The organism is Faecalibacterium sp. I3-3-89, from assembly GCF_023347275.1.
Classification (GTDB): domain Bacteria; phylum Bacillota; class Clostridia; order Oscillospirales; family Ruminococcaceae; genus Faecalibacterium; species Faecalibacterium butyricigenerans.
The window spans coordinates 2519038-2543850 of the sequence record NZ_CP094468.1; the positions used below are offsets into that span (position 1 = coordinate 2519038).

The 24813-nt window shown below is 60.4% G+C and carries 19 protein-coding genes; 6 read left to right on the forward strand and 13 right to left on the reverse strand.

Annotated elements, in window-relative coordinates:
• Positions 1-317 precede the first annotated feature (317 nt).
• Together MTP38_RS12230 and MTP38_RS12235 are read right to left on the reverse strand one after the other, a co-directional pair.
• A complete protein-coding gene (locus MTP38_RS12230; protein WP_249233718.1) occupies positions 318-1274 on the reverse strand; it encodes a hypothetical protein in 957 nt (318 codons plus the stop codon).
• Between the two features lie 9 nt (positions 1275-1283).
• Positions 1284-1727, reverse strand: coding sequence for a DUF4869 domain-containing protein (locus tag MTP38_RS12235; protein ID WP_249233719.1), 444 nt, complete (start codon positions 1725-1727; stop codon positions 1284-1286).
• A 408-nt stretch (positions 1728-2135) separates the two neighbouring features.
• On the opposite strand from MTP38_RS12235, the gene MTP38_RS12240 reads away from it, so the two are divergent.
• Both MTP38_RS12240 and MTP38_RS12245 read left to right on the forward strand, forming a co-directional pair.
• Positions 2136-3245: a hypothetical protein gene (locus MTP38_RS12240; protein WP_249233720.1), complete on the forward strand. Its 1110-nt coding sequence runs from the start codon at positions 2136-2138 to the stop codon at positions 3243-3245.
• A 71-nt stretch (positions 3246-3316) separates the two neighbouring features.
• Positions 3317-3493 (forward strand): helix-turn-helix domain-containing protein, encoded by a 177-nt coding sequence (locus tag MTP38_RS12245; protein WP_005920908.1) that lies wholly within the window; start codon positions 3317-3319, stop codon positions 3491-3493.
• A gap of 133 nt (positions 3494-3626) precedes the next feature.
• Here MTP38_RS12245 and MTP38_RS12250 read toward each other — a convergent pair whose 3' ends face one another.
• A complete protein-coding gene (locus MTP38_RS12250; protein ID WP_249233721.1) occupies positions 3627-4223 on the reverse strand; it encodes a hypothetical protein in 597 nt (198 codons plus the stop codon).
• Positions 4224-4455: 232 nt separating this feature from the next.
• The gene (gene ppdK / locus MTP38_RS12255) at positions 4456-7122 is read right to left on the reverse strand and encodes a pyruvate, phosphate dikinase (RefSeq protein ID WP_249233722.1); all 2667 of its coding nucleotides are present in this window, start codon (positions 7120-7122) and stop codon (positions 4456-4458) included.
• A gap of 417 nt (positions 7123-7539) precedes the next feature.
• On the opposite strand from ppdK, the gene MTP38_RS12260 reads away from it, so the two are divergent.
• From MTP38_RS12260 to MTP38_RS12275, 4 genes are all read left to right on the forward strand, one after another.
• Positions 7540-8292, forward strand: coding sequence for a DapH/DapD/GlmU-related protein (locus MTP38_RS12260; RefSeq protein ID WP_227620142.1), 753 nt, complete (start codon positions 7540-7542; stop codon positions 8290-8292).
• A gap of 134 nt (positions 8293-8426) precedes the next feature.
• The gene (pth, locus tag MTP38_RS12265; protein ID WP_249233723.1) at positions 8427-9005 is read left to right on the forward strand and encodes an aminoacyl-tRNA hydrolase; all 579 of its coding nucleotides are present in this window, start codon (positions 8427-8429) and stop codon (positions 9003-9005) included.
• Positions 9006-9180: 175 nt separating this feature from the next.
• Positions 9181-12666 (forward strand): transcription-repair coupling factor, encoded by a 3486-nt coding sequence (gene mfd, locus MTP38_RS12270; protein WP_249233724.1) that lies wholly within the window; start codon positions 9181-9183, stop codon positions 12664-12666.
• A 20-nt stretch (positions 12667-12686) separates the two neighbouring features.
• The gene (locus MTP38_RS12275) at positions 12687-13805 is read left to right on the forward strand and encodes a foldase (protein ID WP_249233725.1); all 1119 of its coding nucleotides are present in this window, start codon (positions 12687-12689) and stop codon (positions 13803-13805) included.
• Between the two features lie 62 nt (positions 13806-13867).
• On the opposite strand, the gene MTP38_RS12280 is transcribed toward MTP38_RS12275, so the two are convergent.
• The 9 genes from MTP38_RS12280 to MTP38_RS12320 form a co-directional block, all read right to left on the reverse strand.
• Positions 13868-15637 (reverse strand): glycoside hydrolase family 2 protein, encoded by a 1770-nt coding sequence (locus tag MTP38_RS12280; RefSeq protein WP_249233726.1) that lies wholly within the window; start codon positions 15635-15637, stop codon positions 13868-13870.
• A gap of 9 nt (positions 15638-15646) precedes the next feature.
• Entirely contained in the window at positions 15647-16831 is a 1185-nt protein-coding gene (locus MTP38_RS12285; RefSeq protein WP_249233727.1) for a pyridoxal phosphate-dependent aminotransferase, read from the reverse strand.
• Between the two features lie 19 nt (positions 16832-16850).
• Positions 16851-18044: a cation diffusion facilitator family transporter gene (locus MTP38_RS12290; RefSeq protein ID WP_227620136.1), complete on the reverse strand. Its 1194-nt coding sequence runs from the start codon at positions 18042-18044 to the stop codon at positions 16851-16853.
• A gap of 147 nt (positions 18045-18191) precedes the next feature.
• On the reverse strand, positions 18192-19832 hold the full coding sequence (gene ptsP / locus MTP38_RS12295) for a phosphoenolpyruvate--protein phosphotransferase (RefSeq protein WP_227620135.1): 1641 nt from the start codon (positions 19830-19832) through the stop codon (positions 18192-18194).
• 90 nt (positions 19833-19922) lie between these two features.
• Positions 19923-20186, reverse strand: coding sequence for an HPr family phosphocarrier protein (locus MTP38_RS12300; RefSeq protein ID WP_227620134.1), 264 nt, complete (start codon positions 20184-20186; stop codon positions 19923-19925).
• A gap of 241 nt (positions 20187-20427) precedes the next feature.
• On the reverse strand, positions 20428-21159 hold the full coding sequence (locus MTP38_RS12305) for a DUF4830 domain-containing protein (protein ID WP_249233728.1): 732 nt from the start codon (positions 21157-21159) through the stop codon (positions 20428-20430).
• Between the two features lie 110 nt (positions 21160-21269).
• The gene (locus tag MTP38_RS12310; RefSeq protein ID WP_227620132.1) at positions 21270-21434 is read right to left on the reverse strand and encodes a hypothetical protein; all 165 of its coding nucleotides are present in this window, start codon (positions 21432-21434) and stop codon (positions 21270-21272) included.
• A gap of 15 nt (positions 21435-21449) precedes the next feature.
• Positions 21450-22394, reverse strand: a complete 945-nt coding sequence (locus tag MTP38_RS12315; protein WP_249233729.1) for a pectinesterase family protein — start codon at positions 22392-22394, stop codon at positions 21450-21452.
• A gap of 66 nt (positions 22395-22460) precedes the next feature.
• Positions 22461-24749 carry a PP2C family protein-serine/threonine phosphatase gene (locus tag MTP38_RS12320; protein ID WP_330221119.1) on the reverse strand — a complete coding sequence of 763 codons (2289 nt, stop codon included), beginning with the start codon at positions 24747-24749 and terminating at the stop codon, positions 22461-22463.
• Between the last annotated feature and the right edge of the window lie 64 nt (positions 24750-24813).

Below are 24813 nucleotides of genomic sequence, written 5' to 3' on the forward strand. Positions count from 1 at the left end.
ACATTTATTTTCTTATTACTGTTAAAATTATAGCATTTTCGCTCAATTCGTTCCACGTCCAGAATTTCCACATCCACTCCGGAAATTGTTGCATGTATATTTTACCGTTTGGATATTCTACCAGTCAACACAAAAACCGCCCCGGCTTCCTGCTTCGGAAACCGGGGCGGTTCGTTTGCTTTATGGGTTTTTATTCGCGCTTTTCAAGTGCTCACACCATCACTTGCGGGGGTTTTTAATAGCAGCCTGAGCGGGTGCCAAAATTACAGAGCGTCGGGAGTAACGACGATACGCTATTTGTGAATTTCCAGTGTGTTTTACCCCATCTCCGCAATGATCTTCTCCAAATTTTCTTCCTGCAAATAAAATTCCGGCAGCTTTGCCTTATCATACCGCATATAGGGAACATCCTTCGTTCGCTGTTCCAGCAAGTTGGTAAAGAACCGCTCCCAGCTGAAGAATTCGCTGCTCTCGATGAAATCTGCCGGATGTTGCAGGATTTCAAGAATGTCCGGCTGTCCGAGCAAATCTGCTTTCAGAAGCAGCCATTCTAGCGATTCCGGCAGGTACAAGCTGAACTTTGCGTTGTCCTCCTGCATCAGGCGATAAATGTCGTTCATCTGCGGGCCAAACGCCGCACCATCCGCAATTACCAGAACCTTCTCGGATTTCATTAGGAAGATCTTCTGTTTGATGTTATCTTTGCCTGCCGCAGGGATACAGACAATGCCGTATTTCTCACCGATTTTTGTAAACAGCTGATACCCGGAATTTGCATCCTCTGTCAGCATCTTTTCAACACCTTCCAGCTGCACATTGCTGGCTGTCAGCGAATCATAGACCGGGTACGCCTTATTATAGGTTCGTTTGAAGCGACTGGTGGTCTTTTTCAGTTCCAGAATGGCGTTTACGCTGTACGGCAGGGTGCTCAGATCTTCTCTTGTGACCAGCACATAGTAGTTGTCCGAATGCTGGATTGCACGGGCAAAGTCAAGACTTGAAACAAAGGTACTGCCTTCATCCACAAACACGATGCTGTCATGGGTCGCATTCAGCTGCAATTCCCAGTTGACACCCGACAGTACCCGGCACGGCTTATCACAGCTCACTGTTACGCCGCTCTGTCGGCCATAGGTCTCGTATGCTTGCAGCATCTCTACCAGCGTTGTTTTTCCGGTGGCGCTGTCCCCTCGCAGAATCGTAATGTTCCGTTCCAGTTCGATTGTGAAAACGACCCGTCCGCTTCGGACTTCGATTTTATGTTTTCCCTTCATCCTATCGCCTCACACAAACTGAAATGCAATCGGCATCAGTTCTTCCATGCTGTGCACCACATCACCGGTATTCAGGACTTTTACGTCCACCGGGAATTTCTTCTTGCCGAAATCCATGAGATGCCGCAGGTTGATAGTCAAATCCTTCTTTTTCGCCAGCTTCAGAATAAAGGGTGCACAGTTGTCACCGCAAGTTGAGGCATTGAATACCTTTTCCGAGTCGTTTGCCATCAGCAAAAGCGTTTTCGTGCCGCCAGACAGTTTTTCCGGCGAGATAACCCCCAGAACCGGGCTTTCCACCGCATGAGGGCCTTTGACATCGGACTTGTCAATTTTCTTGATGACCTCTTTGGCAAAGTCAGAAGTCAGCCACTCGTCCTCGTAGGTATAGTTAAAATAGACCGAAGTATTGTAGACAGCCTCCGGCATATCTCCAAAGTAGATGTTCAGCATGGTATCACCTCGCAGATGTGAGTCATTTGCTATTATTGTACCTTCTTTCTACTCACAAAACAAGACACAAAATGCCCGTTGGCTCTTGATAAAGAAAACCAGACCTGTCCGATCAGACGAAAACCATCCCAAATGTCGAAACTGGATTTATTGCATTCTATAATGATTTTTTCATTCGGCATAATGAATTTGAAGGGCAGAGATCGAAAATACGCTGCCTTTGATCAAATCGCCCTATAAGAAATCCCAAAAAGTAGTTTATTATCATCCTATTAGATTTCGATCTATGGATAACAGTGTCATAAATCACCAGATAGAATGCTATGCGTTTTTATAATAGTTGTTCCTCCCGATCAATTTCTATTTGATTCATAACATCCTGATAAATCACAAAATGAGGTGTTTTTTATGACAATGGCAAAGAAGCTCCCACTTTTAGCACCTTCCATTCATACGTTTGAAGTGAATGGAACGTACACGGATTGCGAAGCGAAGCGTACTGTATTTACGGCAATTCAAAAAATGGTATCCGCTGGAAAATACTATCGGATTCCGTATCATGGCTCCTCGAAAAAAGGCTACTCTTGTAAAAGAAAAGATGGCGGTTTGACCATCACACTGGCAGAATACCCAGATTTCAGGAAGAGATACATAACGTTATCTGGTGTGAACCTCGCTCGGATCGCAGGTGATCCATCTCGTTTAAGCTTAACAGATTTATCGCCAGAAGGTTTGGCCATGCAAGAGCAGGCATTTCTGGATGAATTGGAGCAGCTTGGACTCCTTGAAATTGAGGATTCTGTTAAATGGAAAATGCACCGGTTGGATATTACACAAGACTTCTATGTGAAATGCGATCCCTCGCTGATGGTAAAAATCATTCGTTATGCAGGAAGCGTTGACCCGTACAGGAAAGGTCGCGCACTGCACTATAACCAGCACAATGAGATCCGAAGCTGTAAATTTGAAAAAACGTGGTACGATTTTGCACTCTATGACAAGCATCAGCAGCTCTTGAATTGTGAAAAGGAGAGCTATCCGATTTCTCCGGATGATCTGAAACGCTCAAAAAATCTGGTTCGATATGAAATTCAATTAAAGCGCCCCAGTCTGAAAGAATTTGAGCACGATAAGTTGGAATCGAAATCTTCAAAGTTCCGGTTTGAAAATCATGCGCTGTTTCATTATTTTGACAAAATCAGCGATGATATTCCGCTCTTTCTATATCGGTATGCCGTCGATTATTTTGGCAAGCATTCGTGGTATAACGTTCCAACTGCCCTGAAAGCCGTACAAATGAGCAACCTTGATGACGATACCAAAGAACTTGTCAGTGCGTATATCGAAGCGCAGGATGAGCCGGAACTGACCGATAAGATACATCATAAAAAGAAAATCGCAAAGGCTTTGGAAAAATTAGAGATCAACGACGTGATCATCCCTTGCCGCATCCTGAACGATCGTCAATGCGGCAGATTTCCAGGTGCGCCCTTATGCACAAGGGTACAAGGGCTTTGAGCAAACAAAAAATAATCCATGCAATGAAGCGCAAAAATTCATCAAGATCACAAGAATGGAGTTGATTTTCAATGCTAGACAACTATCCCGATGTCCTGAGTTTCCGGCAGGTCATGGAAATTACGCATGTTGGCAGAAATCTACTGCTTCGTCTTCTGAACAGCGGCGAAATCCCTGCCTTCAAGATGGGAAAACTCTGGAAGGTTTACAAACAAGACCTGATTCAGTATATGAGCCAATGTCAGTAAACCATATCCTTCGTTTGGGGCAAAAAGAATCCCGTTGGACTCCGCAGCAGGAATCCAGCGGGATTTAATCTTATTGATTTTTAATACGTTCGTCTCAAATTTCAAGAAGGATTTTTTACGTCTTGCACTTTCATCAAAATTGTATTTGGGCACCGTTCTCTTCCGCAATTTGGATCACATCATCCACGCACAGAGCTGCTTCTTCCTCTGTAGCGGGGTCGTATGCGTAATATACGTCATAGAGCGCCGGTGCCAGAGCTAGCTCATTGTTATAATCCACCACCTCGTCATAAAATACCATATACTCCGTAAAACGCTCCCACGCGACCTGATTGCTATACTTTCCACTGTATTCGTATACGTCCGTATACATTGCATTCAGCCATGCGGTCTTAAAATCGCTCCCATAGCTGAGGTAGTACTCTTTCGTGCTTTCCAGCATTTCTCCAAACTCATAGGAGTTGACGTCTACAGAGATCTCGCCAGAAAGTTCCGAATAGGTATCCATTCCATTCGTGCTAACAACTTTACGGTCTGATCTGGTAGCTGTCTGGGTAGAATTGTTGGAATCCGTGTCCCCTACATCTATTTTCAACAACTCATCAAAGAAAACTATATTTGAAGCGGTAAGCATCGCTCTTTTGTCTATTTTGATTTTTCTATCATCTTCCGGCTTTACCGCTCCAAATAAAATAACATTTACTCTTCGCTTTATCCTCCCCTTCACCATCGACTTTGAAACCGCCAAGCGTTACCGGGAAGCCAACAAGATGCCCCACCAGTTCCGCCGTGCAGCGTGGGCCGACTTGACTGTGGAGGTGTATCTGTGATGCTTCTGGAAAGCAGCCCTGTGTTAAACGCAATTCACCTCATACATGAGAAAACAAATAAGGCCCACCGCCAAAATTGACGGTGAGCCTTATTTTATGCTCGATTTTTAACGATAATTCGCCACAAAATCCTTATGCTCTCGGGTTTTTAATAGCAGCCTGCGCAGCAGCCAGACGTGCGATAGGCACACGGAAGGGAGAGCAGCTGACGTAGTCCAGACCAACATTGTGGCAGAACTCGACGCTGGAGGGATCGCCGCCGTGCTCGCCGCAGATGCCCAGACCCAGATCAGCACGGGTCTCACGGCCATCGTGAGCAGCCATCTTGATCAGTTTGCCGACGCCGACCTGATCCAGATGCTGGAACGGATCGCTCTCGTAGATCTTGTTCTCGTAGTAAGCGCCGAGGAACTTTGCAGCATCGTCACGGCTGAAGCCGAAGGTCATCTGGGTCAGATCGTTGGTGCCGAAGCTGAAGAACTCAGCCTCCTTGGCGATATCACCAGCAGTCAGAGCTGCACGGGGGATCTCGATCATGGTACCGACCAGATACTTCATATCAACACCGGAGGCGGCGATCAGCTCGTCAGCGACCTTGACAACAACGTCCTTGACGAACTTCAGCTCCTTGACCTCGCCGACCAGCGGGATCATGATGTGCGGGGTGATGACGTAGCCGGTCTCAGCAGAGACGTTCAGAGCTGCCTTGATGACAGCGCGGGTCTGCATTGCTGCGATCTCGGGATAGGTGACAGCCAGACGGCAGCCACGATGGCCCATCATGGGGTTGAACTCGTGCAGAGAAGCAACGACATTCTTCAGGTCATCGAAGGTCATGCCCATATCGGCAGCCAGCTCCTTGATGTCCTCGTCCTTGGTGGGCAGGAACTCGTGGAGAGGCGGATCCAGATAACGGATGGTCATCGGGCGCTCACCCATGATGCGGTACATCGCCTCGAAGTCGCTCTGCTGGAACGGCTCGACCTTGGCCAGAGCAGTCTCGCGCTCCTCCACAGTACGGGCGCAGATCATCTCGCGGACAGCCTTGATGCGGTCCTCTGCGAAGAACATATGCTCGGTACGGCACAGGCCGATGCCCTCAGCACCCAGATCCACTGCCTGCTGTGCGTCGCGCGGGTTATCCGCATTGGTCATGACCAGCAGCTGACGAGCAGCGTCTGCCCAGCCCATAAAGCGATTGAAGTTCTTGTTGCCGGTAGCGGCGACGGTTGCGACCTGCTCGCCGTAGATGTTACCGGTGGAGCCGTCGATGGAGATCCAGTCGCCCTCAACGAACTTGTGGCCGTTGATTTCGAAGGTCTTAGCCTCTTCGTCGATCTTCACCTCGTTGTCGTTGCCGCAGCCGGAGACACAGCAGGTGCCCATACCACGGGCAACAACGGCTGCGTGGCTGGTCATGCCGCCGCGGACGGTCAGGATGCCCTGAGACACCTGCATACCGACGATGTCCTCGGGAGAGGTCTCCAGACGAACCAGAACGACCTTCTTCATCTTGCCGGACTTGACCATCTCCTCAGCCTCCTCGGCGGTGAAGACGATCTGGCCGCAGGCAGAACCGGGAGAAGCTGCCAGACCCTTGCCGACGACCTCGGCAGCCTTCAGAGCAGCAGCATCGAACTGGGGATGCAGCAGGGTATCCAGCTGCTTGGGCTCAACGCGCAGGACAGCCTCCTGCTCGGTGATCATGCCCTCGTCCACCAGATCGCAGGCGATCTGCAGGGCAGCCTGAGCGGTACGCTTGCCGTTGCGGGTCTGCAGCATATACAGGTGGCCGTCCTCGATGGTGAACTCCATATCCTGCATATCGCGGAAGTAGTTCTCCAGACGGGTTGCGATCTCAACGAACTGATCGTACACCTCAGGCATCTGCTCGTGCAGGTGGCTGATGGGGGACGGAGTGCGGACACCAGCAACGACGTCCTCGCCCTGTGCATTGATCAGGTACTCGCCCATCAGCTTCTTTGCGCCGGTGGCGGGGTCACGGGTGAATGCGACGCCGGTGCCGGAGCGGTCGCCGGAGTTGCCGAAGGCCATCTGCTGGACGTTGACAGCGGTGCCCCACTCGTAGGGGATCTCGTTCATCTTACGGTAGACGTTTGCACGGGGGTTGTCCCAGCTGCGGAAGACAGCCTTGACGGCCTCGATCAGCTGATCCTTGGGATCCTGCGGGAAGGGTCTGCCCTCGTTGTCCTCGTAGATCTTCTTGAAGGTGCCGACCAGCTCCTTCAGGTCCTCGGCAGTCAGGTCAACGTCGTTCTTGACGCCCTTGGCTTCCTTCATCTTATCGATCTCGACCTCGAACAGGCTCTTCGGGACCATCATGACGACGTCGGCGAACATCTGCACGAAGCGGCGGTAGCAGTCGTATGCGAAACGGGCGTTATTGGTCTTCTTGGCCAGACCCTCGACTGCCTCGTCGTTCAGACCGAGGTTCAGGATGGTGTCCATCATGCCGGGCATGGACTGACGTGCGCCGGAGCGGACGGAGACCAGCAGCGGGTTCTCGTTGTCGCCGAAGGTCTTGCCGGTGATCTTCTCGAGGCCCTTGACGTGCTCGAAAATGTCAGCGGTGATCTCGTCGTTGATCTGACGACCGTCTGCGTAGTACTGGGTGCAGGCTTCCGTAGTGATGGTGAAGCCCTGCGGGACCGGCATACCGGCTGCAGTCATCTCGGCCAGACCAGCGCCCTTGCCGCCCAGAATGTTCTTCATGGTGACCTTGTCGCCGCCAAAGGCATCGTTGCCTTCGCTGAAGTAGTACAGATACTTTTTGCTCATGCGTGTTTACCTCCCAAATGATGGCCCCCGGCGCGATGCTCCGGCGGTCTTATCGATGCTCTGTCTTGTCATACGATAAACATTTCTCTGTGAATGCTAAACTATTATACCAGAATTTCGCGCCCATTCCATCGGGCAAATCACCGAATTTGTTTGATATTTTTTGTGCAAACTCTTGCATTTTACTCTCTTTTTCGGTAATATAAAATGGGAAAGATTTGAAGAGGATTTTCGAGTTTTGACGCCACTTTTGGGCAGTTGGATACAACTTTCTATCCATTAAACTCATTGCCCCTTTTGTTTGTCTTTCTTCCTTTCGAATTTCTTTTATCTTGGATACAACAATCCCTCTTCCGCAGAGGCCGTCGCAGTCTGTTTGGCTTCTGCGAAAGGCAGAGTTGGAGGAGGTTTTTCCTTATGCAGAACATCGATGCATCCGCACTGGCCGCCGCAAAGGCCAAGCTCGACGCCGCCGAGGCACAGCGTGAAGAGGTGCTGCTGCGCCACATCGCAAACGGCGTGGACATCCGCAGCCGCAGTGTCGAGATCGACCCCGAGGTCGTCATCGCCCCGGGCGCTGTCATCCTCGCGGGCACCATCCTGAAGGGCCGGACGGTCATCGGCGCAGGCTGCGTCATCGGCCCCAACACCCTCATCGAGGACAGCACCGTGGACGAGGGCACCTCCGTCAACGCAAGTCAGGTCTACAGCAGCCATCTCGGCCCCCACAACAACATCGGCCCCTTTACCCATGTCCGCATCAACACCGTCACCGGCTACGGCGTGCATCTGGGCGCTTACGTCGAGACGAAGAACTCCAGCTTCGCCCGGGGCAATACCGTCAGCCACCTGACCTACATCGGCGACAGCGATGTGGGCAAATACTGCAACTTCGGCTGCGGCACCGTCACCTGCAACTACGACGGCAAGGATAAGTTCCGCACGACCATTGGCGACTACTGCTTCATCGGCTGCAACACCAACCTCGTGGCCCCCGTCACCATCGGTGACGGAGCCTACACCGCCGCCGGCAGCACCATCACCAAAGACGTGCCCCCGCAGGCACTTGGCATCGCCCGCGAGCGCCAGACCAACCTCGACGGCTGGGCCGAGCCGAAGATGGAAGCGTACATTGCAAAAAAGCAGAAACTGGAACAGGAGCAGGGCTGACCCCCGCTTCCCACGCCGCCGTGTCGCCCGCACGGCGGCTTTTTTGCGCTTTTTGTGTATCTTTTTGCGCGCGCGTATGTTATAATAATATACTGTTCGAAAAACAGCTCAGACACAAAAAGGCAGAATACAGTATGAATACCAATGACATCTGGCTCATTGCCGGCCTCGGCAACCCGGAGCCAAAATACGACGGCACCCGCCACAACGCAGGCTTTTCCGCGCTGGACGATCTGGCGGGCAGATGGGGCATCTCCGTCTCCAAGACCAAGTTTCAGGGTCTGTGGGGGCAGGGCGAGGTGGACGGCCATAAGGTCGTGCTCCTCAAGCCCCTGACCTATATGAACCTCTCGGGCGACTCCATCGCCCCGCTGGCGGGCTTCTTCAAGATCCCCGCCGACCACGTCATCGTCCTCTGCGACGACATCACCCAAAGCCCCGGCAAGCTGCGTATCCGGCCCTCCGGCTCGGCAGGCGGCCACAACGGCCTCAAGAGCATCATCGCCCGCCTCGGCAGCGAAAACTTCCCCCGCATCCGCATCGGGGTGGGCGCAAAGCCCCGCCCGGACTACGACCTCGCCGACTGGGTGCTGGGTAAGTTCCCGCCCGACGACGCCAAGGCCCTCGCCGACCGCCTGCCCGACCTCGAGGCCGCTGCCAAGCTCATCATGGACGGCAAGCTCGGTCTGGCGCAGAGCAAGTATAACGGGTGAGGCTCCGCTTGACGCAACCTCTCAGTCTCGCTTCGCTCGACAGCTCCCCTACCGAGGGGAGCCTCTGGCGAAGAGGTAAAGTTTTCCGGTATGCCAAAGCCTCCCCTCGATAGGGGAGGTGGCACGGCGTCAGCCGTGACGGAGAGGTTTAACCCCACCAGAAAGGAGATCTCCCATGTACGAAGCGCTCCTGAAAAGCACCCCCGAATACCAGAAGGTCGCGGCCAGCCTTGCGTCGCCAGGGCCGGCGGCACTGTTCGGCCTGCCTCCGGCGGGCCGGGCGCTGCTCTACGCCTCCCTCCAGAAGGACACAGGCCGCGTCCTCTGCATCGTCACCCCCGGCGAGGCCGAGGCCACCCATTTCGCCGACGACCTCAAGACGCTGGGCCTTTCGGCGGCGGTATTCCCGCCCCGGGACTTCATGCTCCGCCCCGTGGAGGGCGCGGGCCGCGAGTACGAGTACCGGCGGCTGTCGGTGCTGGGCGCACTGGCGGGCGGACGGCTGCAGGCCGTCTGCGTCCCCGCCGAAGCCCTGCTCCAATACACGGTGCCGCAGGATGAGTTCCTGAAAAACACCCTCACCCTCAAGCCCGGCATGGTCTACAACCGGGAAGCGCTGGTGGAGCGGCTCTTCGCCGCCGGGTATGTGCGGCGCAGTCAGGTGGACGGCCCGGGCCAGTTCAGCGTCCGGGGCGACATCGTGGACATCTACGCCCCGGATATGCACCAGCCCGCCCGTGTGGAATACTGGGACGATGAGATCGACTCTCTGGCCTCCTTCGACCTGCTGACCCAGCGGCGGGACGGCGCACTCGAGAAAATTTATCTTTCCCCTGCCCGTGAGGTGCTGTTCGGCAGCACGGCCGACACGGCGGACGCCCTCCGCGCCGCCCAGAAAAAAGCCCGGGGCAAGCACCGCACCGCCCTTGAAAAGGCGATGGAGGCCGACCTTGCCCAGCTGGACAGCGGCGTCATGCCCGAGGCCATGGACAAATACTACGGCCTGCGGTATGAGACGCCCGCCACCCTTCTTGACCATCTCCGCAGCCCCATCTTCATCCTCGACGAGGTGGGCGGCATCCGGGACGCCCAGAAGGCCACCGAGTTCCGCCGCAGCGAGGAGCTGACCGGCCTGCTGGAAGAGGGTGTCCTCTGCCCCGGCCTCGATGTGCTCTACCAGACCATGGACGACCTCGCCATCGCAGCCCAGAAGCAAAGCACCCTGCTCTGCGAGAACTTCCTGCGGGGCATGAATGAGTTCAAACTCAAAGACCTCATCAACGCCGAGGCCTTTGCTGCCCCCAACTGGGGCGGCGACCTTGCCTCCCTGCGGGAGGATCTCGACCCGCTGGTGGCACAGGGGTACGCGGTCGTCCTCTTTGCCGGTACGCCCAAGGGCGCGGCGGCCCTCACCCGGGATCTCGCGGACAAGGGCTACGCCGTCAGCATGAGCCGGGACGTCCGGCCCACAAAGGGGCTGGTGCAGGTCCTGCCCGGCCACCTCACGGCAGGCTGCACCTTCCCCTTTGCCCATGCCGCCGTCCTCTCGTCCCGGCGCCACGGTCTGGGCGACGAGGCCGCCGAGGCCAAAAAGCGCAAGAAAAATAAAAACGCCCTCTCCAGCCTGTCGGACATCAAGCCCGGCGACTATGTGGTGCACCAGAGCCACGGCATCGGTATGTATGCGGGCATCCAGCGCCTTGAGGTACAGGGCGCGATAAAGGATTACCTCAAGATCCAGTATTCCGGCTCGGACGTGCTCTATGTGCCCGTCACCCAGCTGGACCTGCTGAGCCGCTATACCGCCCCCGGCGACGAGGAGAAGGTGAAGCTGGCCAAGCTGGGCGGCACCGAGTGGCAGCGCACCCGCGCCAAGGTGAAAAAGGCCACCGAGGAGATGGCGCAGGAGCTGATCGAGCTTTACGCCCGCCGACGGCAGGCCACGGGCTACGCCTTTCCCGCCGACGGCGACTGGCAGAGCGACTTTGAATCCCGCTTTGAGTACGACGAGACGGACGACCAGCTCAACGCCACCGCTGAGATCAAAAAGGACATGGAAAAAGGCTGGCCCATGGACCGCCTGCTCTGCGGCGACGTCGGCGTCGGCAAGACCGAAGTCGCCCTCCGGGCGGCCTTCAAGTGCGTCATGGGCGGCAAGCAGTGCGCCATCCTCGCCCCCACCACCCTGCTGGCGTGGCAGCACTACAACACCATCATCTCCCGCATGGAGGCTTTCCCGGTGAAGGTCGGGATGCTCTCCCGCTTCCGCACCGCAAAGCAGCAGAAGGAGACGCTGCGGGGCTTACAGTCCGGCAGCGTGGACATCGTCGTCGGCACCCACCGTCTCCTCTCCAAGGACGTCCGCTTCCACGACCTCGGCCTTGTCATCATCGACGAGGAGCAGCGCTTCGGCGTCAAGCATAAGGAGAAGCTGAAGGAGAACTTCATCGGCGTGGATATGCTGACCCTCTCGGCCACCCCCATCCCCCGCACCCTGAACATGGCCATGAGCGGCATCCGCGACCTTTCCACCATCGAGCAGCCCCCCATCGAGCGCCAGCCTGTGGAGACGTTCGTGCTGGAATATAACGACGTCATCCTCGCCGAGGCCATGAAGAAGGAGCTGGCCCGGGGCGGTCAGGTCTACTACCTCCACAACCGTGTGGACAACATCGAGTCCACAGCCGCCCATGTCAGCCAGATGGTGCCCGGTGCACGGGTGGGCATCGCCCACGGCAAGATGACCGAGGAGGAGCTGAACCCCGTCTGGCAGCATCTGCTGAACGGCGAGATCGACATCCTCGTCTGCACCACCCTCATCGAGACGGGCATCGACGTGCGCAACTGCAACACCCTCATCATCGAGGATGCCGACCGGATGGGCCTCGCCCAGCTGTACCAGATCAGAGGCCGTGTGGGCCGCTCTGGCCGGAAAGCCTACGCCTACTTCACCTTCCGGCGGGACAAGACCCTCACCGACATCGCCCAGAAGCGGCTTTCCGCCATCCGGGAGTTCACAGCCTTCGGCTCCGGCTTCCGCATCGCCATGCGCGACCTACAAATTCGCGGCGCAGGCAGTCTGCTGGGCCACAGCCAGCACGGCCACATGGAGGCCGTGGGCTACGACCTCTATGTCAAGATGCTGGGACAGGCCATCGCCCGGGCCAAGGGTGAACCCATCCAGCGGGACAAGAGCGAGTGCCTCGTGGACCTGCGGGTAGACGCCTTCATCCCCGAGAAGTATATCGCCGACGGCCCGGGCCGCATCGAGGCCTACAAGCGCATCGCCGCCATCCAGACCCCCGAGGACGCCGCCGACGTGCTGGACGAGCTGATCGACCGCTACGGCGACCCGCCCCCCTCGGTCAGCGACCTTGTCAGCGTCTCGCTGGTGCGGGTCCAAGCCGCCGCCGTGGGCGTCTACGAAGTCACCCAGAAGAAGGACACCCTGCTCTTACAGGTCGAGACGCTGGACGTCGCCATGATACGCGGCCTGCTCATCGCCTTCAATGGCCGGGTGACGGCAGGTGCGGGTACCAAACCCTACCTCTCAGTGGTCCTTCAGCCCGACGAAAAGCCGCTGGAACTGCTGCAAAGCATCCTCCGGGCGATGGCGGACATCCTTGCCGCCCCGCAGGAGGATGCCTCCGGCAAAAAATAAACTTTATCAGGAGTACACTTATGAAAAAGAAACTCATCGCGCTCGTCTGCGCCCTCGCACTGGCCGTCGGCCTCGTGGGCTGCAGCCTCTCCACCCCGGATTCCGTCGGCACCATCGGCGATGTGGACATCCCCTCCGGCCTCTATCTGCTGGCCCAGTTCGACGCCTACCAGACCGCCGCCGACCTCGCCTCCGACGAGCAGGATGCCTCCAAGGTGTCCAGCTTCCTCAAAGCCACCATCACCGTCGATGATGCCACCGGCGAGACCGCCGTGGTCAGCGACTATGTGGCCCAGAAGACCCTCGAGAACCTCGAGTCCTACGCCGCCATCGAGACCCGCTTCGACGCGCTGGGCGGCGTGCTGACCCCCGACGAGGAGGCACAGGCCGACAGCTACGCCTCCCAGCTGATGGAGCAGAACGGCGACCTCTATAAGGCCAACGGCATCGGCCTCGACACCCTCAAGCGGTTCGAGCGCATCCTCATCAAGAGCAGCGACCTGCTCACCCTCTGCTACGGCACCGACGGCGAGACCCCTGTCTCTGACGCTGAGCTGACCAGCCACCTCGAGGACGATATGGTCTACATCCGCTACACCGTCATCCCGCTGTACAATACCAGCACCTTCGCCTTCGCCGACGACGACCAGAGCACCCAGATGCTGGAGCTGGCCCAGACCGCCGCCGAGAGCTACAACGCCGCCGTCCACGCTGACGCCGCAGCGCAGACCTCCGCCTTCGGCGCTGCCGTCTCTGCCGCTCTGCCCGACATCTACGCCGTGCTGGACAGCACGCCGTCCTCCGACGCTGCTTCTCTCTCCACCGCCCTGCTGGGTGCTGCCGACATCGACTCCACCTTCTCTGAGGAGGGCGCTGCCGACGCCGTCCGTGCCCTGAAGCCCGGCGAGGCAGCTGCGGTGCAGTACTCCGGCTATGCGCTGATGCTCCTCGTCCGCCTCGACCCGCTGGAGGCCGACACGCTGGACGCTCTCCGCGCACAGGCCCTCTCCGACATGAAGAGCAGCGAGCTGCAGGACAGCATCCAGTCCTTCGGCGCTTCGCTGCCTCATGCGCTGGACACCGCCGCCATGAAGAAGCTTCCGGCCTCCAAGATCAAGAACACCCAGAGCGATCAGTAATTTTTCCGGAATAAGATGCAAAAAACTCCGAGGGCCTTCCGGCTCCCGGAGTTTTTTTGCTGTCAGGATACGACCTTTTCAAATTCCGCTTCCAGCGCCTCATTGACGGCCCGGATGGCAGCGGCCTCGGGCTTGATGGCCCGGCGGTCGTAGGTGAACAGGCCGTTCACCTCATCCTCCACATCGGTCAGCTGCGTGTATACCAGCGCCGAGAGGCCCTTTCTCAGCTGGGGCAGAATGGTCTTGAGCTGCAAGTCACGGTAGCGCCCGGTCAGCTCGGCCCGGCTTCTGACTGTACCGTAGCCGTAGGTCTTCCGGGGCGGCTCGTGGCCGGGCATGGGCCACGCGATGCCGCCGTACTCGCTGAGGGCCACCGTCCGCGCTTTCGGGCGGATGCGGAGCGGATAGAAGTAGTTGTGGATGGAGTGGACATCTCCCCCGCCCCGGTCGAACCAGCCGCTGGCCTCATCCACCAGACGGGTCGGGTCGAGGGCGCGGAGGGCCTCCGTCGCTTTCTCTGCGTCGAACTGCCCCCAGCCCTCATTGAAGGGCACCCAGCATCCGATGGAGGGGTGCTGGCCCAGCGCGGCCACCGTGTCGGCCAGCTCCCGGCTGTACTCCTCCCGGCTGTGGGCGCTGCCCCGGCCCAGCAGTCCCCAGAGCAGCTTCCCGTCCGGGGCATAGCGCAGCAGCGGCTGCAAAGCGTTCGTCAGGTAGGTGACGTACCACATGGGATAGGCCCCGCCGCCGTTCACCATGTCCTGCCAGACGATGATGCCCAGTTTATCGCAGTGGTAATACCACCGCTCCGGCTCGATCTTGGCGTGCTTGCGCAGCAGATTGAAGCCCAGCTCCCGCACGGTGTGCAGCTCGTGCTCCACTGCCCCGTCGGAGGGCGGGGTGTAAAGGCCCTCGGGCCAGTAGCCCTGATCCAGCAGGCCGTTGAGGAGGATAGGCTTTCCGTTCAGGAAAAAGCGCTTGATGCCCCGTCCATCCTCCCTGCACTCCCACTTGCGGAGGGCGAAGTAGCTGTGTACGGTGTCGAACCCCTCCTCTTCGCCCTGCGTCGTGCCCACGGTCAGGTCGTAGAGGAAGGGGCTGTCGGGACTCCACGGGAAAAAGTGCTCCTCGGAGATATTCAGGGTCACTTCGCCGTCTTGGTCGGCCTCGTCGCTGCCCCAGTCCTCGGCGATGGTCACGCCTCCGGCCCGGACAGCCGCCCAGACATTTACCGCGCCGCCGGGCTTTGTGGTATGGACTCTGACCGTCACAGTCCGGGCGTCATAGTCCGGGGTGACGGTGAGGCTTTCGATATAGTTTTCCGGTACCCGCTCGAGCCAGACGGTCTGCCAGATGCCGCTCTGGGCCGGGTAGAACATCCCGCCGGGCTTGAGGGTCTGCTTGCCTCTGGCCTGCGTGCCCGCACCGGTGGGATCTTGGACCGCCACCCAGAGGGTGTTGTGCCCCTGCGGGCGGAGCAGGTCGGTGATGTCCAGCGTGAAGGGCCAGTAGCCGCCCCGGTGTCCCCCGGCCAGACGGCCGTTGACCTCCACCGCGCAGGCATAGTCCACCGCCCCGAAATGGAGCAGGACCCGCCCGCCCTCGCCCGCCGGGGGCGTGAAGGCGCGGTGATAGTGGAGCCACTGGCCGGGCTGCAAGGTGCGGCTCACGCCGGAGGCCCTTGCCTCGGGCGAATAGGGCACGAGGATGCTGCCGTCCCACCGGGCCGGAAACTCCGGGCTTCTGGTGATGGCGTAATCCCACAGGCCGTTCAGATTCAGATAGCTGTCCCGGCGCAGGCTGGGACGGGGATATTCGGGGAGCGGATGCATTTTATTTCCTCACTTATAGGCCGCAGCCAGCTTTTCCAGCGCAGGCAGGCTGCGCTCCACTTTCTCGGTGTCGATGCAGTAGGCAAAGCGGACATAGCCCTTAACGCCGAAGGTGTCGCTGGGCACCAGCAGCAGGTCGAACTCCCGGGCCTTGAGGCAGAAGGCATTGGCGTCCTCTTCCAGCGCCTTCGGGAAGATGTAGAAGGTGCCGCCGGGGCGCTCCACCTCGAAGCCCAGCTCTGTGAGCTTGTCGTAGAGCAGGTTCATGTTCGTCTCGTAGACGGAAAGGTCGCTGGTCACGTCGAGGCACTGGGCCACGGCGCGCTGGATGATGCTGGGCGGGCAGTTGTGGCCGGTGAAGCGGGAGATCTGGGCCATCATATCCACCAGCAGCTCCTCGCCCTCGCAGCCGGGCCGGACGGCCACATAGCCCAGACGCTCGCCGGGGAGGCTCAGGCTCTTGGAGAAGGAGAAGCAGGTCAGGGTGTGGGGATAGAATGCCGCCGGGTAAGGCACCTTTCTGCCATCAAACGCGATGTCGCGGTAAGGCTCATCGCTGACGAGGAAGATCGTGTGTCCGAAGGCCCTGCTTTTCTCGGTCAGGATGTCAGCCAGCCGGGTCAGCGTCCCGGCAGAGTAGACCACGCCGGTGGGGTTGTTGGGGGTGTTGATGAGGACGCAGGTGACCTTCTCGTTCAGCATCGCCTCAAAGGCGTCGAGGTTCGGCTGGAACGCCGGGGCCTGCGGGGGCACGACCTTCAGGACCGCGCCGGTGCCCCCAACATAGGGGCCGTACTCCGGGAAATAGGGCGCGAAGGTCAGCACCTCGTCGCCGGGCTTGGTCACAGCGCGGATGGCGTGGGCGATGGCCCCCGCCGCACCCGTGGTGGGGAAAATATCCTTCTGCTCGTAGGGCAGGCCGAAGGTCCCGGCCAGATGGGCCGCCACAGCGGTGCGGAAGCCCGGGTCGCCCTGACTGGGGCAGTAGCCGTGGAGGGCCACCGGCTCCTCCTCAGCCAGCAGGGTCTGCATGGTCTTGGTGAACTTGTCCGGGCAGGGCACGCTGGGGTTGCCCAGCGAGTAGTCGAACACGTTCTCATAGCCGATCTCGGCGGCGCGCTGTTTGCCATACATGAAAGTCTCGCGGATGACGCTCTTATGGCCCAGCATGGCGCGGTAAGTCTCGTTCAGCATAATCCTTTCCCTCTTTTTCTTATTGTTCCTCTTCGGGCGGGGCAGACGCATAGCTCTGCTCCACCTTTATGACACAGCAGTATTTCGGGTCCTGCTCCTTGACGAAATTGCACATCTCGGCCAGCCGGGCATCCTTATCCCCGGTGTAGCCCGCCGGGAAGACAAGGTCGAAGAGAACATTGGTGTGGCTGTCTCCCGGCACGATGCGCAGGTCATGGACGGACAGGCGCGGGTCCATCTGGCGGGCTTTCTCCATCAGACGGCTGCGCAGGACGCCCACGGCGGCGTCCGATGTCACGATGGGGTCGTAGTGGATGGTGACCTGCAGGCGGTCTTTTTCCATAAATTCCCGCTCGATGTTGTCGATGATGTCGTGGGCCTCCAAGGGGTCGGCCTCCGCCGGGAACTCGATGTGGAGCGAGGCGAACTGATGCCCCGGGCCGTAATCGTGGACCATCAGGTCGTGGACGCCCAGCACGCCGGGATAGCTCATGACGGTGCGCTCGATGTGCTCCACCAGCTCCGGCGAGGGGCTTTCGCCCAGAAGCGGGCTGAGGGTATCCATCATCAGCCCCCACCCCGACCAGAGGATGAACCCGGCCACCGCCACGCCCATGAGGCCATCCAGCACGTCCCAGCCCGTCAGGCGGGAGAGGACGGTGGACAGGAGGACGGCGCTGGTGGTCAGTACGTCGTTCCGGCTGTCGGCGGCGGTGGCCATCAGGGTCTCAGAGCCGATGCGCTGGCCGATGGTCTTGTTGAAACGGCTCATCCAGAGCTTGACGCCGATGGACGCCGCCAGCACCGCCACGCTGAGCCAGCTGAACACCACCGCCGTGGGGTGGAGCACCTTCAGGACCGATTCCTTCAGCAGCGAAAGCCCGATGGCGAGGATGGTGACGCAGACCACGAGGCCCGCGAGGTACTCATACCGGGCGTGGCCGTAGGGGTGCTTCTCGTCCGGGCCTTTGGCTGCCAGCCGGAAGCCCACAAGGCTCACCACGTTGGAGGAAGCGTCCGAAAGGTTGTTCAGCGCGTCGGCCATGATGGCGATGGAGCCGAAAAGGGTGCCCGCCGTCAGCTTGCCCAGACAGAGCAGAATATTGCAGGCCATACCCACAAGGCTGGCCAGATTGCCGTAGGCCGTGCGGACGGCGGCGTCCTTCGTGTCCTCCGGGTGCCTGATGAACAGGCGGATAAGCAGTCGTGTCATAAATATTTCCTCTCAGCAGATGTACCAATGCTATCAGTATAGCACTGCACTTTATGGTTTTAAAGCATTTCTGCAAATTTTTCGGGTGCAGAAAGCCCCCGGCGGGGAAGTTCCCTGCCGGGGGCCGAGGGTTCAGCGTGGAATGCCTTATTTATCCGAAGGCTTGCTCAGGTCGATGCTGCGGATGATCTTGCGCACGGGCAGCACGCTCTTGGCGTTCATGGACAGCTCATCTACGCCCATCCGCAGGAAGGTCTCGGTGAGGGCGGTGTCTGCGCCCAGCTCACCGCAGATGCCCACCCAGATGCCGTGGCGGTGGCCCGCGTCGATGGTCATCTTGATGGCCCGGAGGACAGCGGGGTGGTGGGGGTTGAAGAACGGCTCCAGCTTTGCGTTCTGACGGTCCAGCGCACAGGTGTACTGGGTCAGGTCGTTGGTGCCGATGGAGAAGAAGTCGCACTCCTCCGCCAGCTCGTCCGCGATGAGGACGGCGGCAGGCGTCTCGATCATGGTGCCCACTTCCATCTTCTCGTCGAACTTCTTGCCCTCTGCACGCAGCTCGGCGCGGCACTCGTCCAGCACAGCCTTGGCGTCCTGCAGCTCCCGCAGGCTGGTGATCATGGGGAACATGATGCTCATGTTGCCGTAGGCCGAAGCCCGCAGCAGCGCACGCAGCTGGGTCTTGAAGAAGTCCTTCCGGGTCAGGCAGATGCGGATGGCGCGGTAGCCCAGTGCGGGGTTGTCCTCGTGGTCCAGCTTCATGTAATCCACGGTCTTGTCCGCGCCGATGTCGCAGGTGCGGACGACCACCTTGCGGGGCGCAAGGCTCTCCAGCACCTGCTTATAGGCCTCGAACTGGTAGTCCTCCGTCGGGAAGTCCTTGCAGTTGAGGTAGACGAACTCGGTGCGGAAGAGGCCGACGCCGCCGGCGTCGTTCTGCTGCACCGCCCCCACATCGCCCATGCCGCCGATGTTGGCAAAGACGTTGATGGTCCTGCCGTCAAGGGTGGTGTTGGGCTTGCCCTTCAGCTCCTGTAAGAGGGCCTGCTTTTTCTGGTCCTCCTGCTGGCGCTTTTTCAGGCTCTTGAGCAGGTCGGGGGTGGGGTCAACGTAGACGCAGGCATTGTAGCCGTCCACGACCGCCATCTTGCCGTCCCAGTCGTCCTGAATGTCCTTGCACTGGATGAGGGCGGGGATGTTCATGCTGCGGGCGAGGATGGCGGTGTGGCTGTTGGAGCTGCCCTCCCGGGTGATGAAGCCCAGCAGCAGGCTCTTGTCCATCCGGACAGTCTCGGAGGGGGCGAGGTCCTCTGCCACGAGGATGCTCGGCTCGGTGCCCTGCAGCGTCGCGTTGTCCACCCCCTGCAGAATATCGAGGATGGCCTGCGCGATGTCGATGACATCGGCGCTGCGGGCCTGCAAATAGGGGTCGTCCATGGCCGCAAAGACGGCGGCCTGATTGTCTCCGGCGGTCTTGACGGCATACTCGGCGCAGCGGTGCTGGCCGTTGATGATCTCTTTGATGGCGTCCACGAAGTCGTCGTCGTCCAGCATCATGGCGTGGATGTTGAACACCTCGGCGATGTCCTCGCCGGCCTCAGCCAGAGCCTTCTCGTAGAGGGCGGTCTGCTGGTCGATGGCCTTGGCGCGGGCATCCTCAAAGCGCTGGAGTTCAGCGGCGGTGTCGGCCACCTCAGCGGCGGAGATAACGGTATTCTTTTTCTTATAGATCTTCAGCTTTCCGATGGCAATGCCATTCAGGATGCTTTTACCGGTGCCTACCTGCATTGCATTTTCTCCTTATTTCATCGTTTTCATTTTCGTAACAAAAAGCCCCCGCAGGCATTCCCCGCAAGGGCTTCTCATCACACTGGGCGATCAGACGTTCTCGCTCAGGAATTTCTGGATCGCTTCGGCGCAGGCGGCCTCGTCGTCGCCCTCCACCTTGATGGTCACGGTGTCGCCCTGCTTGACGCCCATGCCCATCAGGGCCATCAGCTTGCGCAGGTCGCAGGTCTTGCCTGCCTTTTCGAGGGTAGCGGTGCTTGCAAAGCCCTTGGCCACCTTAACGAGCAGGCCGGCGGGACGTGCGTGGATGCCGCAGGCATCCTTAACGGTGTACTGGAATTCCTTCATGATCATTTTCTCCTTACTTCATCCGATCCTCCCGGGCAGCTCACCCTGCCCATCGGGACACAGCACTCGAACCTTCTGGCTGCTGGATGTCTATCTCTATTATAAACCTTAGTCGTTCTTTTTTCACCCTTCCATATTGCCGATTTTTTATCAAAAATTTTAGTAACATTGAACAGAATATTTTTCCAGAAATACCACTATTGCACATCTTTTCTGCTTCACCGCACTTTTTCGTGCAAAATGACACCTATTCGACAGGGTAGCCCTCGGCGTCCAGCGGCAGGTCGGTATACTGCACGGGCTGGCTCTGTGCATTTTCCGGCTCTCCGGAGGTCTGCTGCGCCTGTTCACTGGTCAGCTCTTCGTCGTGGCGCTCGCCCCAGTCCCCGCTGAAATCCTCGCCCGAGGTCTGCCGGGCCTGTTCGTCGGTCAGCTCCTCATCGTGCCGCTCTCCCCAGTCGCCGCTGAAGTCCTCGCCGGACACCTGCTCGGCCTCCTGCAATGCCATGGCGGTCTGGGCGTCCTTCAGTCCCGTGACGACGCCGGAGGGCTTTTCCAGCAGATACGCCCCGACGGCCTTCTTCCGGTAGACCAGCAGCACGCCGTAGCTGCTCACGTCGCCCCGGCTGGCAGCAGGGATGAGCGCCGTCCACTTTTCCACCGTCTTGCCCTTGTAGCGGGTGAGGTCCATCCCGCTCTGCTGCACCACTCCATTGAAGGCCGAGAAGCTGTCGTCCCACTTCCGGGGGATCTTGACCTTGTCGGCGGTGATGGACGCCCCATCTACGTCCAGCCCGTAGCCCGTGAACCACGTCTGGATGTCCTGTGCACTTTCGATCTTATTGTTCGCCGCCGCGACGGCCACCGCGCGGGTGCTGATGTAACGCCCCAGCATGGCGCTGAACACCACCAGCGCACAGCACAGTGCCCCAACGCCCACCTTCTTGACGCTTGCCTTACTCAGTGTGACCACAAACATACCCATGCCTCCCACCCATTCAGTTTTGTCCGTACAGCATACGCAAAGCGGGGCAGGATTATGCAAAAAACGGGGCCGCTTTGCAGCAGTCCCGTTTCAAGGTTCAGGATTCAGTTTCCGGCGGCGGGCGTCGTGCGGTAGATGCCGAGGCTGTTGTCCGGCATCGGCATCTCCACCCGGGAGGCCCGGTCGTTCACGGCCACCATCAGGGCGGCCATCCCGGCCAGCACCGCAGCGATGATGAGCCATTTTACAAAGTCAGGCAGTTTTTTCATCGGTCACATCCTCCGTCATGCCGGGCGGCAGAGGGCGCGGGCGCGGGCCAGCAGCGCCGCCGCCTCCGGCCCGGAGAGGGCACGCACCCACGCCGGACGCTCTGCCGCGCCCGGGCCGGCGCTGTCGGCCTCGGCGAAGGTGGCGAGACCGGTGTCCGTGCGGTCGTTCCACGCGATGAAGCCTTCCGGGGCGATGTGGGCGCCGAGGCGGCAGTCCAGCACCGCCGTCTTCCCCTCGGGACGCCACGGACGGCCCAGATAGACGCTGCCTGCCGGGCAGTCGGAGACGAAATCGCAGTTCCAGAACACGAAGCCCAGCCCGTCGGCTTTGCCCGACGGGCCGGTGACATAGCTGTGGGGGATGTGGTTGTCCACGGTGCGGATGGTGCAGTTCTCGAACAGCGCGTCTCCGCCGCCGAAGATGAAATCGATGTCCCCCGCGATCTCGCATTCGGTATAGTACTGGGCCGTCGGGCGGCGGGGCGCAAGGCCCCTCGGACCGAGGAAGCCGTCCTTCTCCCGCTCCTTTTCGGGCAGCGGGGCGCAGAAGAGGGTATCCTGATTGCCCAGCAGCTTCACCCGCCGGAACACCGCCCGGGCGCTGTCCACATAGGCCGCGACGGCCTGCCCGGCCTGTGCGCCCGGCCCGGCGTCATTCTCGATGGTCATGTCCTCCACGCAGAGCGTCCCGCCGCTGAAAAAGGCGGTGTAGCTGCGGAAGGTGTGGGTAGGGCGGCCGTCCTTGTGGGGCAGCTTTCCGCCGTCGCCCCACACGAGCCGTGTCCGGTCTGCACCCGCCCCCCGCAGGGTGATGCAGCGCTTCTCGCAGATCAGCTTTTCCCGGTAAAGTCCGGGGCCGACCTGCACCAATGCTTCCTCCTCATAGGGTACGGCCAGCACCGCCTCCGCGATGGATGCGAAGTCGCCGCTGCCGTCCTGTGCAACTGTGATCGTCAGCATGATAATCTCTCCTATGGTCAGTTGGGATACTTTTCAGTATACCCTCTTGCCGCCCAAAAAGCAATCTCAACTGTTCTCGAGCCGGAGCACCGCAGCGGTGATGTCGTCGGGCCTGCCCCGCTGGACAGCACGGGCACGGGCCGCCTCCACCAGCTTTTTCGCCAGCAGGTCGGGGGCTTCGGCCTTGGCAGCGGAAAGCTCCAGCTGCTGGAGCACCCAGCCCGGGCCGTCTGCCAGCAGACCGTCCGACACCAGCACCACATAGTCCCCCGCTGCCAGATGCACCACCCGGCTCTGGCCGCTGACGCCCCCGAGAATGCCCATGGGCAGGCTGGCTTCGCCCACGGCCCGGGCCTTGCCTCCGTGGACGAGGAAGCCCGGGGCCGCGCCGGCCTTGAAGAGCCGTGCCGTGCCGGTGTAGAGATCCACGCTGACGAGGTCAAGGGTCGCGCCGCTCTCCTCGTCGCTCTTGAGGGCCAGCGCCACATTCACCAGCCTCGCCGCAAGTTCGGCGGTAAAGCCCGCTTTCAGCAGCCGGGCCGTCAGCTCTGCGGCCAGATTGCCGTCCACTGCCGCAGGGCGTCCCGTCCCCATGCCGTCGCAGAGGATCATCTGCGCCGCCGCCGCGCTGCAGAACTGCTGCACTGCGTCGCCGGATATTTCGCCCCGTGCCGCTGCGCCTGCCGTCCCGAACACGGCCCGCAGCAGCGGCTTTTCCGCAAAGAGCAGGGTGGTCATCCCCTTGCAGGAGAGCACCTGCGGCGGCTCAAGGCTGCGGCGGCAGATGCGCCCCACCTCCCCGGCCAGCGCGGCCAGCTCCTTTTCGCTGAAGCGGGTGCGGGGCAGCGTCACCGCCGCCCGGGTGCGGCCCAGATCATCCAGCGTGACGGCGCATTCCAGCGGCGGCGTGCCCAGCTGGGCAAACAGCGCCGCCACCCGGCCCGATTTATACGGCTCGGGGCTTCCGGGACGGCCCAGCTGCTCGCTGAGGACGCCCAGCGCATCGGCCACCGCGCTGTACTGCTCGGTGAGGGCCGTCCGCATGGCCTCGGAGTGGACGCGGGCCTCCCGGCGGCTGCGGTAGAGGGCAAAGGCCCTGTCTCCCGCCGCGCAGAGCGCTGCCGGGTGGATGCACCGGGCCAGCTGTCCGGGCAAAAGCATGGTCTCCAGATGGCCCCGCTCTTCCAGAATGGGGCGCAGGGCCTCCATCCCTTCCAGCGTGGCGGCGTGCTCCTGCTTCCAGCAGACCTCCCGCCGCCCGCAGTTGGCGCAGAGGCTGTCGTGGATGTTGTCGATGACCCAGCGGAAGTCCTCGCACCGGCGCGGAAAGGCGTCGTATACCTCGTTCACCGTCTCCGCCAGCGAGGAGAGGCTTTCGGCCACCGCTTCCAGCCGGGTCGCGGCGGCGGAGAGGCGGGGCCGCTCGTCCCCGGGCGGGTCATCGTCCTTGGCGGCAGGGGCCAGCCAGCCCGCAGGCAGCAGGGCGCAAAGCCCCGCGCCCGCCCCGGCGCTGAGCAGGAAGCCGAATGCCCCGGCCAGCGGCTGGACGCAGAGCACCCCCGCCACACAGCCGCCCCCGTAGGCCGCAAGCCCCTCGATGCGCCTTGCCGGGGCAAGCACCGCCGCAGCGGCACACCCGCAGGCCAGCCCGGCGGCGGCAGGGGCAAGAGAAGGGTCGGCGGACGCCAGCGCCGCCCCCGTCACCCCGCTGAGGGCCAGTGCCGCCAGCGGCAGACCCTTGCAGCAGAGGGCCAGCTCTGCCGCCGCACAGACCAGCACCCCGGGCAGGAGAAGCCCGAAGCTCACCCCGCCCCATGCGGCTGCCACGGCGGCCGCCAGCAGCAGGCTGCCCATCCCCGGCTTTTCGGGCGGGAAGCGGCGGAGGCCCAGCCCCAGCGCCGCCGCCAGCAGGGCGTCCCCGCCGCAGAGCAGCAGGAGCTGAACGCCGTTCTCCTCCCCCGCCGCGAAGCAGACGGCGCTCCCCGCCAGCGTGCCGCAGCCTGCCAGCACCGCCGGGCCGAACCGGCCCGGCCAGAGCCACCGCGCAGCCACCGCCGCGCCCAGCCCGCAGAGCAGGCAGATGCTCTCCACCGTCAGCGCTCCGAAGCTCCGCGCCAGCAGCCCCAGCGCTGCCCCGGCAGCCCCCACGGCAAAGCAGTCCTCCCCAAAGCCCAGTGTCAGCCCCAGCCCGAAGGGCATCAGCGCCCCGTACAGCACAGCCCAGCCTCCGGCCAGCCCCAGCAGAAATGCACACCCCTGCCGCAGGGCGGGCCGCACCGCCGCCCGCGCCCGGAGCGCGCCGCCCACCGGCTTTCTGCCCGTAGAGGTCTGGATGGTCCGAAAAGACACCTGCATAGAAAAATCCCCGCTTTCCGGCGGGGATCTTCTGCAATATCACGTTGTGCTGTTCTGTTTCCCG

Coding starts and splice junctions, on each gene's coding strand:
- MTP38_RS12280 (WP_249233726.1), bottom strand. CDS start 15,637: ATGCATCCGCTCCCCGAATATCCCCGTCCCAGCCTGCGCCGGGACAGC.
- MTP38_RS12285 (WP_249233727.1), bottom strand. CDS start 16,831: ATGCTGAACGAGACTTACCGCGCCATGCTGGGCCATAAGAGCGTCATC.
- MTP38_RS12275 (WP_249233725.1), top strand. CDS start 12,687: ATGAAAAAGAAACTCATCGCGCTCGTCTGCGCCCTCGCACTGGCCGTC.
- MTP38_RS12315 (WP_249233729.1), bottom strand. CDS start 22,394: ATGCTGACGATCACAGTTGCACAGGACGGCAGCGGCGACTTCGCATCC.
- MTP38_RS12230 (WP_249233718.1), bottom strand. CDS start 1,274: ATGAAGGGAAAACATAAAATCGAAGTCCGAAGCGGACGGGTCGTTTTC.
- MTP38_RS12290 (WP_227620136.1), bottom strand. CDS start 18,044: ATGACACGACTGCTTATCCGCCTGTTCATCAGGCACCCGGAGGACACG.
- MTP38_RS12245 (WP_005920908.1), top strand. CDS start 3,317: ATGCTAGACAACTATCCCGATGTCCTGAGTTTCCGGCAGGTCATGGAA.
- MTP38_RS12300 (WP_227620134.1), bottom strand. CDS start 20,186: ATGATCATGAAGGAATTCCAGTACACCGTTAAGGATGCCTGCGGCATC.
- MTP38_RS12240 (WP_249233720.1), top strand. CDS start 2,136: ATGACAATGGCAAAGAAGCTCCCACTTTTAGCACCTTCCATTCATACG.
- pth (WP_249233723.1), top strand. CDS start 8,427: ATGAATACCAATGACATCTGGCTCATTGCCGGCCTCGGCAACCCGGAG.
- MTP38_RS12235 (WP_249233719.1), bottom strand. CDS start 1,727: ATGCTGAACATCTACTTTGGAGATATGCCGGAGGCTGTCTACAATACT.
- MTP38_RS12320 (WP_330221119.1), bottom strand. CDS start 24,749: ATGCAGGTGTCTTTTCGGACCATCCAGACCTCTACGGGCAGAAAGCCG.
- mfd (WP_249233724.1), top strand. CDS start 9,181: ATGTACGAAGCGCTCCTGAAAAGCACCCCCGAATACCAGAAGGTCGCG.
- MTP38_RS12310 (WP_227620132.1), bottom strand. CDS start 21,434: ATGAAAAAACTGCCTGACTTTGTAAAATGGCTCATCATCGCTGCGGTG.
- ptsP (WP_227620135.1), bottom strand. CDS start 19,832: ATGCAGGTAGGCACCGGTAAAAGCATCCTGAATGGCATTGCCATCGGA.
- MTP38_RS12260 (WP_227620142.1), top strand. CDS start 7,540: ATGCAGAACATCGATGCATCCGCACTGGCCGCCGCAAAGGCCAAGCTC.
- MTP38_RS12250 (WP_249233721.1), bottom strand. CDS start 4,223: ATGGTGAAGGGGAGGATAAAGCGAAGAGTAAATGTTATTTTATTTGGA.
- ppdK (WP_249233722.1), bottom strand. CDS start 7,122: ATGAGCAAAAAGTATCTGTACTACTTCAGCGAAGGCAACGATGCCTTT.
- MTP38_RS12305 (WP_249233728.1), bottom strand. CDS start 21,159: ATGTTTGTGGTCACACTGAGTAAGGCAAGCGTCAAGAAGGTGGGCGTT.